The following is a 14,904-nucleotide window of genomic DNA, read 5'->3' as shown; positions in this document are numbered from 1 at the left end:
ATCGTATGCTCGACTTAACTTGATAATTCATCGCCTTTCTGATTATTACGGCATCAGGACACCTGCCATCTCATCCAGCAGCCAATCCAGAGTAAGCGGATCATTAAGCGCCCAACGGGAACCTACCACATAGGCTTGACCATTTTTGACGGCAGGCATGTTCTTCCATACAGGGTTATTTTGCAGCTCTTCCGACATTTTTAGCGCTTCTTCACTTTCTGAAGGTTTAACCAGGAAAATGTGGTCACCGGCATATTCGGGCAGCACTTCCAATGAAATTTCAGTCCATAAAGCATCGGGAGCTGAGGCTGTCAGCTCTGCCAGCTTGTCCGGCTGCTTGAAGCCAAACGCTTCATACATGGTAGGCCCCAGACGCTGCGGCCCATATACATACAGCTTTCTGTCAGAATGGAGAATAAATGCCGAAGCAGTCTCTCCATCTTTTATAAAGGGCTTAAGTTCCTCCCGTTTCTGCTCTACTTTGGCGTTATATTCAGTGATAAATTCATCGGCTGCACCGGGCAATCCGGCCACATCGCCCAGCTTTTGGAGCCTTGCAAAGGTCTCTTCACTGTAGCTCATTACAACGGTAGGGGCGATTTGAGCCACCTGCTCAATCGTCTCCGCCTCCAAAAAATCCGGAAGCAAAATAAGATCCGGCTCCAGTGAGAGCATCTTCTCGGTATTCGGGTTAATCCCGTCTCCTCCAATATCTTCGATGTCTGCGAGCTCCTCATCGGATAACGACAGCTTCGCATTATTATAGTTGGTACCGATAATCGGTGCCTTAATGGCGAGCATTTCCGGTGCAAAATAATGTGCGATAATCCGCTGCGGATGTTCCGGAATCTCTACTTCCCGGGAGACGGCGTCTGTGTATACTCTTGTGCCGCTTCCCTTAGCCTCCGTATTTTCCGCAACAGGCACTGGCGAAGGCGTCTGGGCAGTCCCGGCTCCCGCACCTGCTTCAACTCCGCTCTCCGCTGACGACCCGGCTTGTCCATTGCCGCATCCGCCCAGAAGCAGCAGAACAGCAAGCAGCAGGCTTAGCGTCATCATCACTTTTCCTTTATACATGTTCTTTTTCTTCATGTCCCCGCTCCTTTGTTGATAACCATTCTCAATTGCTGGTATCATTGTAGCTCCACCCGCCACTGAACTTCCATGGACATTTGTTGTGGATTAGCAGGACAAATTTTGGGTCGGGGAGTGAAGGATCTGCATCCAAGTGACTGTTTAAAGGGATTTTGATATTTTAAAGAGATTCTATATATATTGAACATGAAAAAGTCCTATAAGAAAGATAGGCGGAGGAGAAGTTTGGAACTGTAGGAGCGCTAGCGTCCGCCTTTGTCTGCGCATTTCAACCGCGAACAGCGGTATAAACAAGAGAAATCTGCAGGCGGGCAGTGGCCGGAAGTCCAAACATTCTCTGTAGTCCTGAACAATTCCAAATAGAAAAATCACTAGTTCAATCTATATAATTATAATTATCATATGGACATATATAATCGTTACTTCACTTTAAAGGCGATAGGTGATTACAGTGCCTTGCGTACATGAATTCGGGATTATAGGAGTATTAGGCAGTATAGGATATTACAACGAGTATAACCCTCAGAGATACAACTGTGTTGCTGTTCATGACGATATTATTAATAACATTGCCGGAAATTTATCTAACATGAGGACATTCTTTCATTCATTTGATCGTCCTGAACATGGCTTGGCCTACTATGGAATAACTCTGATTCCGCCCGAATCTCTGTCCTTATTCTATAATGCAGTTACTTCGTCACTTTGCTACAAAAATTCTGCTGAGCTTGGTGAGCTGGCTTCAAAAATTAATCAGGCAATGGAAGAACAGAAGCATATGATACATTATGGAGTTTGAACCTTGCCTTGCTTAACCAACATTATGATTCCCATGCCGGTTTTTAACATAATCAAAGGTACTTATACCCTTCAATTGGCTCAACTGAGTGATTTTCAAGAAATCAAAGGTATTTATACCCTTCATTCGGCTCAACCGAGTGATTTTCAAGAAATCAAAGGTACTTATACCCTTCATTCGGCTCAACTGCGTGATTTTCAAGAAATCAAAGGTACTTATACCCTTCGTTTGGCTCATCTGCACGATTTCCTAGAAATCAAAGGTACTTATACCCTTCATTCGGCTCATCTGAACGATTTCCTAGAAATCAAAGGTACTTATACCCTTCATTCGGCTCAACTGTACGCTATCCTAGAAATCAAAGGTACTTATACCCTTCATTCGGCTCAACTGTGTGATCATCTGAAAATGCAACAAGCTCATCCTCCCGGCCGGACCAGTAAAAGTTCAGAAACAACAAAAAGCCGCCCCAAAGGCGACTTTTTACGTACCCTGCTCACCGCGCCATCCCCGTCTCCGACAATCGTGTTGCTTTTACGACATACTTGGCCAAGCCCGGGAAAATGCGCGCAAGTCCGGGATACAGCCGGTTGGTTTTGGCAAAAGCCAGCTTCTGGATGCGCCGAGCCCGCTTCAGCAGCCGGGTGAATTCGGCATTGGCGGCATCCGTATATCCTCTTTGCCACTGGTCATAGCTAAGGATTCCCTTGAGATACTTATCGGTCCAGCCGGCGCACAGCAGCGAGGAGCGCAGCGCAATCGACATACCGTCCCCGCACAGCGGCGGAATCATCAGCATGGCATCACCGACATGGGGGAATTCAGACCATGGCTCCGGTACGTCGGACAGACGGAGCGGCGCAATGGATACCTGCGTACCCGGCACGGGTGTCCCCGCTGCCAGCCTTTCCGCGGCTGTACTGTTACTTTGGGCAGCACTCCGCAATATCTCATCCACGGACTTCCCGCTTCCCTGCACAGCATCCAGTGTCAGCAGAGCAGCCACATTTGTCTTCCCCTCTTCAATTGGAGAAATGCCGATGTATCCTCCATTGCAGAAATAGAGCTCTACCTGGTCAGGGACATCAATCCCGCTGAAGTGAGATTTTATGCCAATGTAGACGGTCTCATCTCTGGTCTCCTCTGAAGCGGTTGCAATCCCGCGGGGCTTCTTCGTTCCAAATGCGCCAATCACAGCACGGGCCTGATAGATAACTTCACGGTCTCCCTCTTTGGTGTCCACTTCGTACACCTGATTATCCAGCTTGCGGATACCCTTCACTCTGGTTTTCGTTACGATCTCCACTCCTGCGTTCTGTGCCTTCTGATGGAGGATCCGGTCCAGCTCATAACGGCTGATGCCGACGGCATGCCCGGGAAGCGGAGCTTCAATCTCTCCTCCATGCGGCAAAATGATCCGCGCTTTATTCATAATCCCGGGCTTAACCCTGGACCCCAGCAGATTGATGCCCAGAACCTCCAGCATTTCCTTCGTCTCCGGGGACATGAACTCCCCGCAGGTCTTATGACGCGGAAACTCCTGCCGGTCCAGGAGAACCGTGCGGTGACCCTGGCGTGCAAGCTGCATGGCCGTGCTGCTGCCGGCAATCCCGGCGCCTATCACAATAGCGTCCACTTGCTTCAGCATTAGGAACTCACCTGCTTCGGGATAACCACTGAATAACGGAACAGCGGTTTCCATTTATAAGTCATGGTATCGGATTGCAGCTTAGCCTTCAGCTCCTGCCAATCCCTGTCCTTAAAGCCTTTGGCTACCGACAGCGGCCCGTCATGCCGGATATACCGGTTGCGCGAGATCATTCTTGTAACGACCCACACCGCGGTATACGATACCGGATGACGGTGGATATCATTGATCACCACGCCGTATCTGGAGGCTCTCCGCATATGACTAACCATGTCTACAAGCTGCTGGCCGTCAAAATGATGGACGAACTGGGAGCCGGTAACAATATCCGCTGAACCGTCCTTCAGCTCCTGAAGATCCGCACGCATGACCTTCACCCTCGGCTCGCCGCGGAACAGCTGCCGGGCCTCTTCACAAGCTTCCTCTGTCATATCGACCAGCGTAATCTCCAGCTGAATCCCCTTCTGATCGGCCCACTGCAGCAGCTTGCGGTTGACATCACCGGAGCCTGCGCCTACATCCAGAATGCTGAGCGTCTGAGGCCGTCCGATGATTTGCCACAGCTCTTCTACGCCGTCTTTGGTCGGACCGGGAGCAGCGAAGATCCGGTTCAGGCGCCTCAGATGCTTCAGCGCTTCACTGAGCTCTTCGCCGCCCATGGAGAAATCATCCATCAGCTCATCTTCCTTCGCCCGGACCGACAAGGATCTAAAGAACGGCATGGTCCTGCTCCTGAACAGACGGCGAATAGGCCGGAACGTAATTGAAGCGCATCAGCTCGGCGGTCAGACCCGGACCGAAAGCCATGGCTACTCCTTCCTTGGCTCCATTGTCCTGGGCGATCATGTCCTGGCGCATGGATTCAAGGACGAACATGATCGTTACGGAAGAGAGATTGCCGGCCGTTCTCAGGATTTCCCTGCTGTAATGCGTCTGCTCATCGCTCAGCTGCATCACTTCCTGCACAGAATCAACGATTCCGCGTCCGCCCGGATGTATCGCCCACAGCTCCGGCAGCTCATCTTTTCCAAACAGGATTTCCAGCTCTGCCTCCAGATGAGTACCGAGCAGGTTTGGAATCCGAGGAGACAGATACAGGTCAAATCCGATGTTGCCCACTTCCCATGTCATATCCTCTGTCGTGTCCGGCAGCAGCACGGAATAACCTGTACCGAGATTCAGATAATGCTTATGGCTTGCCTCAGGAGCAGCAATTACACAAGCTGAAGCCCCGTCGCCAAAAAAGGAGGCTGCAAACAAGGCTTCTCTTTCCTTCGCAGGCTGAAAATGAAGTGTACACAGCTCCACACAGACTACCAGCACTCTGGAGCCGGGAGCCCCCAAGACGACATCGCGGGCCATCTGGATGGCTTTTAAACCGGCCGCACATCCCTGAAAAATCAGCGGAAGCCTGTTCACACGCGGCAGCATGCCCAGCTCTCTCATGAGCATAACATCCACTCCCGGCAGATACTGTCCTGTACAGCTGACGGTAATGAGGTGAGTGATGTCTTTGGCTGAATCCCCGGCATCAATAAGCGCTCTCTTCGCAGCCTCAAGTGCCAGCGGCAGTGCCTCCTGCTGATATTTCTTCATCCGTTCTTCCGTTGTAGGAATGCTGTCCTGAGCTCCGGAAGGCAAATAACGGCAGGTTTCAGCTGTTCCCAGGTAACTGTCATCACAGGTGTAACGGGTTTCAACTCCGCAGGATTTGAAGACTCTTCTGGCGAAGCGTGCCAGATCCGGTTTGTCCTGCAGCGAAGAAGCGATTAATTCTGCTACGTCTGACTGTGCGATTGAGTAGAGCGGCAGGGCTGTTCCCATTCCCAGAATCGCTGCCCCGTTATTCCTGTTCTGTATTGTCATCAATTCAGCCTCCGTTAATGGATTTTGGTTTTTGGTTAACAATGTTTACCCTTAACAGGACCTTTATAATCTAGAATTATGCCGGTTTCAGTACATATAACACAGCCGTATTTACTATTGGCAAAAGAATCTGTAAACCGCACTATACAACCTGTCCGATAGCAATTACTATTTTCCTATAGTGATTAGTCAACATCTCTATAGGTTTGAAGAACTTATCCGAAAGAAGGCGACTTTTAAGACATGCTGGAGCAAAGCATACGTAACCGTTTACAATCAACATTGAAAGCAAGCATCGACAATAAGGAAATCGCGGGTGCCAACTTTATGGTGCTTAAGGACGGCAGCGAAGTTTTTTATCATGAAGACGGCCTGGCCGATCTGGAATCGGGACGTGCGGTTGCGAGGGATTCGATTTTCCGTTTGTATTCCATGAGCAAGCCTGTTACCGCTGCTGCCGTGATGATGCTGCTGGAACGCGGGCAAATCGATTTGTTCGACCCTGTCAGCCGGTATGTTCCCGGTTTTCATCATCAGCTGGTCGAGAATAACGGAGAGCTTGTACCTCCCGCACGGGAGGTTAACATTCATGATCTGCTGAACATGACGTCTGGACTGGTGTACGGGGGAACCGACAAGGCCGGGCAGCACACAGAGGCTTTATTCCAGGAGCTCGGCAGCCGTCTGCATGGTGACAATGCGATGAGTACGCTGGAGTTCGCTAACAGGCTGGGCCAAGGCCCCCTCTCATTTGAGCCGGGATCCAACTGGCAGTACGGCACCTCGGCGGACGTTCTGGGAGCGGTTGTCGAAGCGGTTAGCGGTATCCGATTCGGTGAGTTTTTGAAGCAGGAGATCTTTGAGCCGCTGGGAATGGCCGATACCGGGTTCTGGGTCCCTGACTCTAAGCGAGAACGTCTGGTCAAAACCTATCAGGATGACGGCCAAGGCGGCTTGAAGCTGTATGCAGACAGTCATCTCGGCGTTGTTCATCAGATGGACCGTGATCCTGCTTTTGAATCGGGCGGTGCCGGCCTGTCTTCAACTATTGACGATGCCGCCAAATTCACAACCATGCTGATGAACCAAGGCAGCTATAACGGGAATCAAATTTTGAAGCCTAAAACGGTTCAGTATATGACATCTGCGGCTCTGACGGATTGGCAGCAAAAAGGCTTTGATACATGGCATACGTTACGCGGTTTCAGCTACGGCAACCAGATGCGGATCATGACGGATAGCGGCGAAGCCGGAATGATCGGCAGTAGCGGCGAATACGGCTGGGACGGCTGGCTCGGGGCTTATTTTACAAACAGTCCGCAGGACCGGCTGACCATCCTCTTTATGATTCAGAAAAAAGACGCCGGCACCCTGCCAATTACCCGCAAACTCCGTAATATCGTGTTCAGCAGTTTGTAGAGCGCTGTTTTTACCGCCGCATCAAAAAAGAGCCTGGCTCCTGTTCCGTTACAGAACAAGAGCCGGCCCTTTTTGCATCTGAATTACCACTGCGCATTTTTCCTGTTGGTTTCAATAACTTCAAGGAATCGGTCGGGAAAATTGGTATACACCCCGTCCACCCCCCACATATAAGCTTTATCCATGTTGACCTGGTAATTTACCGTGTAGGGCATCAGCTTGAGGCCAAAGTTTTTTACCTGCGCCACATAAGCTGCATTGATTCCCTGGAAATTCGGACTGATTCCGGCAGCGTAGGTCTTCACGGACCTTAAGTAAGCTTCCGAAACTCTCGAAGCGGCATAATCATTCCACACCAGCTGATACAGCGTGATCTCCGGATTAATCGAATGGAGCTTCCGCAGACTGGATGCACTGAAGGAATGGACAGCCACCTCATGCTCCAGACCGTATTTTTCAACCGCTTCGTTTAATAAGACCTCAATATTACTGTTTGGAGCGGGTTCCTTGATTTCCACGATATAATTCGTATCTTTGCCGAAGGTGTCAAATACCTCATCCAGTGTGGGAATGGCCAAGCCTTCATAACTCTCTCGGGCAAACATCGGATACGCTTCGTTGAACCAGGAGCCGGCATCAAGCTGCTTGATCTGCTCCAGGGTCAAATTTTTGATGTACCCTTTGCCGTTGGTGGTACGGTTAACCGTCTCATCATGGATGACTACCGGAACCCCGTCCTTGGTCAAATGAATATCGAGCTCAATAGAGTCCGCATTCATCTCAATCGCCAGCTCAAAAGCAGGCATGGTGTTCTCGGGAGCATATCCTGAAGCCCCGCGGTGGGCAACCGTGTAGACCTTATCCGCAGGATCAATGATCTCTTTTACCTTCACCCGGATCCACGGAAAATAGGCGTACAGCGTTGTAAACAGGAAGATTAATGTTAATACATGAATTCCGATTAAATATGCTTTATGCCTGAAAATTTTCGCCATTAAATGTCCCCATCTTCCTTCTTTAATGCCATGAACATTATATTAACAGCTTAGATGGTTGAACTCCATGTTTTTATTTATATCCTATATTATACGGTTACATAGTCAGAAGTTTGACGGCCAGAGCAGTAAAAATGATTCCGGCAGCGATATTCATCCCTTCATTTGAACGCGGGGAGCGCAGGAACAAATTCCGGAACCAGCCTGAGAAATAGCCGACAAGGCTAAAAATGACTGCTGTTAACATAATGAAGATCATCCCGAATATTATCATTTGAAGTGGTACATGTTCTTGTGAATCATTCACAAATTGCGGAAGGAAGGTAAGGAAAAAGATTGCTACTTTTGGATTCAGTATATTCATTATAGTTCCTTTAAGGAAAAGGCCTTTGACCTCTTGTCTGGAGCTGCTGCTGATTTCGACTGTTGCTTTACGGTATTTTACCGATTTATAGGCCAAATAGAATAGATACAGCGCTCCTGATATTTTGAAAATGGTGAAGGCGATGGCCGATGTTTGAAAAATCAACGAAAGTCCCAGAGCCGCGGCGATGGTATGTACAGTATTCCCTGCACTTAATCCCAGCGCTGTAACCACTCCCGCCCTTCTGCCGTTTGCAATTCCCTGGGTGAGTGTAAAAATAAGATCGGGCCCCGGAATCATGATCAAAATAATCGAAGTTCCAATAAAAAGCCACAAGTTTGCTGCCGTAATCATTTTAAAACCCCTCTCCATCGTTCTATGGATAATAAAATAGACCCTCTTGTAACAAGAGAGTCAACCTTTTATTTCACAGGGATTTGAATTACCGTTACATGATCCATCGGATTGGCGGATATATATTCATTTATTAAGGTCCTTTCTATAGCGTCCCCTATAATATGTAATCCTTTATTTTCGATCTCCTTCAATAATAGATTGTAATATCCATGGGCCTTACTCCGCGGGCCGCGATAATAAATACAGGCGTATTTCCCTTCAGGTAAGAAATCCGTAACATCTTCAGAGGCATCTGTATCATCGGCAATCAGAAAAATGGAATTATACCCGTCGAACCTGTTTTCTTTTACATGATGCATATCGACGGTCAAACCGACACCGCCAATAAATATGGTGGAACGGATGTTAAACAGCTTCTCTAACTTTCTCAGGGAAATCTCCAGATGAGGCTCTGAGCGGATGTTTTCTTTTAATCTGAAAATGCGTCTTTGGCTCAGTTGTTCAACAATCACCGTTTCCAGTTCCTGCTGCTCTATCTGCTGAACCTTCCGGATTTCCTCTATTCTGTACTGGAATTTATCGCGGATCTGTTCCAGCCTTCTGATCTCAGCTTCTGTATTTTCATTCTGTTTATGCAGCAGCCTGATAAAGTCCTCAGGATCTCTTTTAGCAAAATGGCTTTTGATTTCATTGAGTGAAAAGCCTAAATCCTTAAGGTACTGAATCGTATTCAATTGTTCAAACTGCTCTGTCGAGTAGGTTCTGTACCCTGTTTTCGCGTCGACTCCAAAAGGGACCAGCAGCCCGATTTCATCATAATAACGGAGTGTCTGGATGGTGGTATTATGCAGCTTGGACATTTCTCCAATGGAAAATATGGTTTTCATGTGTTCGCTCCATTACTTTTTAATACTTAGTATATCTGAATTTAATGCATTGTGAGAATCACTACTCCGTAATCCTGTCCCAAATATGTTTCACTACACCTGGGTCACTCTCTTGAGGGTATAGCCACAATGTAATAATAAATGTTGATAAAATGATCGCAACCCAAATAATAATGATATACCGTTGCTCTAACCGGTTAGCGGCAGCTAACCCCAGAATAATAACTAGCAGGTATCTATTCTGCTGTAAAGACAGCTCCCTCATTAAACTTATAAGCAAAGAAACCGGGTATACACGCGAAACTTAAGCTGATAGAAATCCACTGACCGCCCCGTCTAACCAGATGCCTCGTAAGGAGACGTACCATGTTCCCCAGTCCCCTCTATTATGTATGAACAACTTCACAGACAGTTTCATAAATGATGCTGATTTATTAAACAAAATAAAGGAGAATGGTCCTTCTTGCGCTTATTAAAACATAAATAACCAAAGAAATTCACAATTTCGTCACTAATTGCTCATTGTGCAATTTTGCACTTTGGGCAATAATGTACTTAGTAAATATAGACCAGAGCCTGTCTCTGCCCAAGAAAGGAGGACGCATAAAATTTGAACCTCAAGCCGACGCTGCGCGACAAAAAAAAGGAAGCAACTGCCTTCGCCCTGGCCGAGGCAGCCTTTGAGCTTGCGCTTGAACGTGGAATGGAGGGCTTCATTGTCGACGATGTTGTCCAGAAGGCCGGGTATTCCCGCAGAACCTTTGCCAACTACTTCTCCTGCAAAGAGGAAGCGGTAGCGGAGTATTTTATCGGCAATGCTTCAACAGAGGATGAGAATTCGCTGCTGGCAGATCTGCCCCCGGATGCAACACCTCTGGACGCTCTGCACAGCCTGTTCAAGCTGCAGTTCACGTCAGAATTTTTGCATAAATTGCGGCAGTTTGTATCGCTTGCGCATCAGTACCCGTCTCTTGAACCCTATATATTGAGCGTATTCCGCCGTCTGCAGATCGCTGCAAGAGAAATGCTCGAGCAATTCACCCATGGGCGTTATACAGACGGTTACAGCCATTTGCTTGCCGGTGCGGTCTACGGCGCTTTTGTGCCTATACTGGATGGGCAGTTAAACGTTCTGCTGCCGGGTGAAGTGCAAGAGGATAATTCTGATGCCGTGTCATTTGATCAATACTTAAACACGATGTTTGCTTATTTACGCAACGGCTTCTAAACCAGAGATAAAAAGGAGAAACCATTACATGTCAACATTTCTGTACCGTTTGGGGAAATCGGCTTATTCCAAGCCCTGGTATTTCCTTGGAGTGTGGATCATTATTCTTGGTGTGGTAGGCGCCCTGCTCGGGGTCAACGGCATCCAGTCCAGCTCTGAAATGAAGATTGAAGGCACTGAATCGCAAAAAGTGCTGGATATGCTGGCAGAAGAGCTTCCAGCCGCTGCCGGCGGCCAGGCAAGTGTAGCTTTTACCGCACCTGACGGCGAACGACTTGATACGCCGGAACGTGTTGCGGTTCTCATGAAGGCTATTAACGAAGTATACGGCATGGAATATGTAATTAATCCTGCTGATTTGGCTGCTCAGGCGGCCGCTGCTGCAGGCCAGGGTGCTGCTGCAGATCCATCTGCCGCCGGGCAGACAGATGCAGCGGCTCAAGCGGCAGCTGCAGGTCAGGCGGGGGCTTCAGACCAGACTGCAGCCTCAGATCAGGCAGCCGCCGCGGCACAGGCTGCAGCTGCAGCTCAAGCCGCATCGGGTGCTCCTTACGGAGCGCTGATGGCTGACGGTGTTCCTGTTCCGGGTGTCATGCTGTCGGCTGACGGCAGAATTGCCCTGTTCCAGTTCCAGTTCACTGTGCAGCAGACATCCCTTCCGTCTAACGTACCGGATGACATTATCGCTGCGGTAACTGAAGTTGAGCAGGCCGGCTCAGGCATTACAGCCATTCCAAGCGACTCGCTCAAGAGTATGCCGGCCATCGGATCTACAGAAGCCATCGGCGTAGCCGTAGCTGCAGTTGTCCTGTTCATTACACTTGGTTCTGTTGTAGCGGCAGGACTGCCGCTGATTACTGCCCTGCTTGGCGTTGCAATCAGTGTCGGGGGTGCATTTGCTCTCTCCAGCGTCATTCAGATGAATGACATTACACCGATTCTCGCCGTTATGATCGGCCTGGCTGTCGGAATTGACTACTCACTCTTTATCGTAAACCGGCAGCGCCGCCTGATTCTCGATGAGAAATTAGATGCCAAAGAAGCGGCAAGCCGGGCAGTCGGTACCGCCGGCAGCGCTGTATTTTTTGCCGGATTGACGGTTATTATCGCCCTTTGCGGGATGCTGGTCATCGGCATCGGCTTCCTGTCCACTATGGCAATGGTCGCTGCTGTCAGCGTTCTGATTACCGTCCTGCTGTCGCTGACCCTGCTGCCTGCACTGCTCGGTCTGGTTGGCGAAAAAATCGTTACCGCCAAAGCCCGTGCGAAAAACACAGCAACTGCCAGCAAGGAACACAGCGGATTCTCACACCGCTGGGCTAACATTACCGTGAAATACCGCTGGGTTATCATTATCCTGGTTGTGCTGGTTCTTGGAACGGCAGCTATTCCGGTAACCAAGATGGAGCTGGGTATTCCGTCCGGTGCCTCGGCGAACCTGGATACAGCGGCACGCCAAAGTTATGATATAACTTCGGAAGGTTTCGGCGAAGGCTTTAATGGACCGCTGCTTCTGGTAGCCCAGCCTGTCAACCCTTCTGATAAAATCAGCATGGAAACCTTGGGCGGACTGGTACAGGGACTGCAATCGCATGACAATGTTACCCTGGTATCCCCGATGGGTGTCAACGAAACTGGTGATATTGCCATCATCAGCCTGATCCCGAAAACCGGACCGACGGATACAGAGACCAGAGATCTGGTGCAGGATCTGCGTGATCCAAGCTATACACTGGCAGCGGATAATAATGTAACGCTTGGTGTGACCGGCTTTACCGCCATCAACATCGATATGTCTTCCAAGCTTTCTGAAGCCTTCCCTGTTTATATTGGAATTATTGTAGTCTTGTCCTTAATTATTCTGCTGCTTGTATTCCGTTCTGTTATCGTTCCGATCAAAGCAACTGTAGGCTTCGTACTCAGTATTCTTGCCACTTTTGGCTTGACTACCGCAGTCTATCAGTGGGGATGGATGCATTCCCTGTTCGGATTTGATACAGGAGGCCCGCTGCTCAGCTTCATGCCGATCCTCGTCACCGGTATCCTTTACGGTCTGGCGATGGATTACCAGGTGTTCCTGGTCAGCTCCATGCGTGAGGCTTATGTCCATGGCCGCCACGGCAACGACAGTATCATTCACGGTTATGATCTGGCGAGCCGTGTCGTATTAGCCGCAGGGGTCATCATGGTATCCGTCTTTGCAGGCTTTATCTTCGCGCCTGATGCGATGATCAAGCAAATCGGCTTCGCACTGGCGTTCGGTATCCTGATCGATGCTTTCCTCATCCGGATGACGCTTGTTCCGGCGGTTATGGCTGTCTTTGGCGACAAAGCCTGGTGGCTGCCGAAATGGCTGGACCGTCTGCTTCCGAACCTCGATGTCGAAGGTGACAAGCTGATTGCCAAGCTTAACGCTGAGAGCGGACGTAAGCACTAATACAAGAATGAACCAAAGAAGAGCCCAGGGACATTGACCCCGGGCTCTTTGTTTGATTGTTCCGTCTTTGCAGAAATTAATTATACTTCCTCGTACAGCTTCCGCAGGTATGCAATGGATTCATCCAGATTTTCTTCCCGGGTCTCTTCCATAATACCCTGCAGATGCGGGCGGTCGTATTTCATAAACCGCAGGATTGGAGCAAAATTCATACCGCCTTGTCCAATCGGCACCCCCTTGATCGCACCGCCTTCCAGGACGCAATCCTTCAGATGCAGTACAGCTACCCGGTCACCGAGCAGCTCCAATGCCTCCAGGACAACGTTCTCCCTGTCCTCATAATTTTCCGGAGACAACAGGTTCACGCAATCCAGAATAATCTGCAGATTGTTCGAAGGCACCAGATCCAGCAGGCGTCTGGCCAGGCGGGCTGAATGCAGCGGGTGCGTTGCCACGGCTTCAATCCCCACCGTTGCTCCAAAGCGTTCGGCTTCCTTCACCATGATCTCTACCGACTTAACGACCTCCAGAAAGGCCTCTTCAGTACGATGCAAGGCCGGGTCTTTCAACCAGCCTGTTTCAGTCCCTACCAGTGAAGCGCCAAAATCGCGGGACAGACGCAGATGAGTAGCGAACTGGTGAAGCGCCTCCCGGCGCCCTTCCACATCCGGGTCAATGATATTGACGTAACAGCCAAGTACAGCAATCCGGATGCCTGCCTGGCGGAACGCCTCCCCATAATGTACTGCCGTACCCTGATGAATATTGGACAAAGAACTTGCGCTTTCGGGAAAGGACCTTTGTACAGCAAACTGGATATGATTCATCTGATAGCGCTTTAATTTTTCGATCAATTCAGCCAGCGGCAGCTGCCCGAAATCATGGGCGCGTACGCCCAGCTCTAACTTTGCGGTCATCAGAACTTCTCCTTTACAAGCCATGATAGTTTCTTATATGTAGCTTAACCTGACAAATGGTACGATTCTAAGCGGAATGGCCTATAAACTGCGCAATATCAATCTTTTATAATTGTTACGGCAAATAGGATCGTCATCTTCTGCGGAGATGCATGATTTTTTAATCACTGGAGTTCTAACGTCTTTCTGACCAGAGAGCAAATCCCAGCCACAGCAGCGCTATTCCCATAGGAACGGCAAGTACCCGGTCGTAAGGATGAGGAATCAGTGAAGATGCCAGTGTTACCACTGATCCGAAACTGAGAAGAATGGCTGCCCTGCGCGGCAGAATGCCGGCCCGAAAGGTAGCAATGCCAAGAAGCAGACCGCTTAAGATGTAGATCATACCTGCAACTGGCGCTACTGCCGGAAGTATACCGAGGTTAACCCCGCTGACAGTCCTGCCGCTAAAAATACCCTGAAAGCCTTCCACGAATCCTGGAGTGAGGTCTGCCAAAACCGGTAAAATAAAGGCTTCTACAAAAGTAAAAGCCGCCGTTGCTATCCAAAACAGGCTGAACAGTATATACCCCGCAAGTCCCGTCCATCCGCTCTCTTTTACCTGTCTTGCATAGATGCCTGTAATACCAGTCAATCCGCAAAGCGCCATAGCAATGGTTAAGTAATGAACAATTGCCCATTTGGGTGTGGTTACCGAGGTGAGATTTTCAGGCGGATGAATGAGCTGGATAATAATGAACAGGATGCCGGCCAGCATAGCAGCCAGACCTGCCCGCCGGATAAGACCATGTGCAGTTACCTTACTGCTGTATTCACTGCTGTTCCCTTTTGCAACGCGGATGGTTTTTGTATTCATATGTAAGCTCCTCCATGTTCTTTTCTTAATTTCAAG

Annotated in this window: 12 protein-coding genes; 3 read left to right on the top strand and 9 right to left on the bottom strand. The window is 49.2% G+C overall.

Annotated features, from left to right (window positions below; genetic code table 11):
• Nucleotides 1-45: 45 nt before the first annotated feature.
• The 4 genes from C2I18_RS27150 to C2I18_RS27130 all read right to left on the bottom strand — a co-directional run bounded on the left by C2I18_RS27150 (nt 46) and on the right by C2I18_RS27130 (nt 5,408).
• Nucleotides 46-1,092, bottom strand: a complete 1,047-nt coding sequence (locus tag C2I18_RS27150; protein WP_249898810.1) for an ABC transporter substrate-binding protein — start codon at nt 1,090-1,092, stop codon at nt 46-48.
• A 1,298-nt stretch (nt 1,093-2,390) separates the two neighbouring features.
• Nucleotides 2,391-3,542, bottom strand: a complete 1,152-nt coding sequence (locus C2I18_RS27140) for an NAD(P)/FAD-dependent oxidoreductase (protein ID WP_249898809.1) — start codon at nt 3,540-3,542, stop codon at nt 2,391-2,393.
• On the bottom strand, nt 3,542-4,264 hold the full coding sequence (locus tag C2I18_RS27135; RefSeq protein ID WP_249898808.1) for an SAM-dependent methyltransferase: 723 nt from the start codon (nt 4,262-4,264) through the stop codon (nt 3,542-3,544). The genes C2I18_RS27140 and C2I18_RS27135 overlap by 1 nt, the downstream gene beginning before the upstream one ends.
• A complete protein-coding gene (locus tag C2I18_RS27130; protein WP_249898807.1) occupies nt 4,251-5,408 on the bottom strand; it encodes a type III polyketide synthase in 1,158 nt (385 codons plus the stop codon). Before C2I18_RS27130 ends, C2I18_RS27135 begins: the two co-directional genes overlap by 14 nt.
• Before the next feature lie 282 nt (nt 5,409-5,690).
• On the opposite strand from C2I18_RS27130, the gene C2I18_RS27125 reads away from it, so the two are divergent.
• Entirely contained in the window at nt 5,691-6,827 is a 1,137-nt protein-coding gene (locus C2I18_RS27125) for a serine hydrolase domain-containing protein (protein WP_249898806.1), read from the top strand.
• An 83-nt stretch (nt 6,828-6,910) separates the two neighbouring features.
• Here the strand turns inward: C2I18_RS27125 and C2I18_RS27120 are convergent, their stop codons facing one another.
• From C2I18_RS27120 to C2I18_RS27110, 3 genes are all read right to left on the bottom strand, one after another.
• Nucleotides 6,911-7,822, bottom strand: a complete 912-nt coding sequence (locus C2I18_RS27120; RefSeq protein WP_249898805.1) for a glycerophosphodiester phosphodiesterase — start codon at nt 7,820-7,822, stop codon at nt 6,911-6,913.
• 97 nt (nt 7,823-7,919) lie between these two features.
• Nucleotides 7,920-8,540 carry a LysE family translocator gene (locus C2I18_RS27115; protein WP_249898804.1) on the bottom strand — a complete coding sequence of 207 codons (621 nt, stop codon included), beginning with the start codon at nt 8,538-8,540 and terminating at the stop codon, nt 7,920-7,922.
• A 68-nt stretch (nt 8,541-8,608) separates the two neighbouring features.
• Nucleotides 8,609-9,430, bottom strand: a complete 822-nt coding sequence (locus C2I18_RS27110; RefSeq protein WP_249898803.1) for a MerR family transcriptional regulator — start codon at nt 9,428-9,430, stop codon at nt 8,609-8,611.
• Nucleotides 9,431-10,040: 610 nt separating this feature from the next.
• Here C2I18_RS27110 and C2I18_RS27105 point away from each other — a divergent pair.
• The gene (locus C2I18_RS27105) at nt 10,041-10,658 is read left to right on the top strand and encodes a TetR/AcrR family transcriptional regulator (protein ID WP_249898802.1); all 618 of its coding nucleotides are present in this window, start codon (nt 10,041-10,043) and stop codon (nt 10,656-10,658) included.
• Nucleotides 10,659-10,686: 28 nt separating this feature from the next.
• Nucleotides 10,687-13,095 carry an MMPL family transporter gene (locus tag C2I18_RS27100; protein ID WP_249898801.1) on the top strand — a complete coding sequence of 803 codons (2,409 nt, stop codon included), beginning with the start codon at nt 10,687-10,689 and terminating at the stop codon, nt 13,093-13,095.
• Nucleotides 13,096-13,175: 80 nt separating this feature from the next.
• Here the strand turns inward: C2I18_RS27100 and C2I18_RS27095 are convergent, their stop codons facing one another.
• Together C2I18_RS27095 and C2I18_RS27090 are read right to left on the bottom strand one after the other, a co-directional pair.
• Entirely contained in the window at nt 13,176-14,012 is an 837-nt protein-coding gene (locus tag C2I18_RS27095; RefSeq protein WP_249898800.1) for a sugar phosphate isomerase/epimerase family protein, read from the bottom strand.
• A 175-nt stretch (nt 14,013-14,187) separates the two neighbouring features.
• Entirely contained in the window at nt 14,188-14,868 is a 681-nt protein-coding gene (locus C2I18_RS27090; RefSeq protein ID WP_249898799.1) for a hypothetical protein, read from the bottom strand.
• Nucleotides 14,869-14,904: the final 36 nt, after the last annotated feature.

This window comes from Paenibacillus sp. PK3_47 (assembly GCF_023520895.1).
Lineage (GTDB): Bacteria > Bacillota > Bacilli > Paenibacillales > Paenibacillaceae > Paenibacillus_AQ.
The sequence above is the reverse complement of the archived record's forward strand: the minus strand, read 5'-3'. Positions and strand labels throughout refer to the sequence as shown.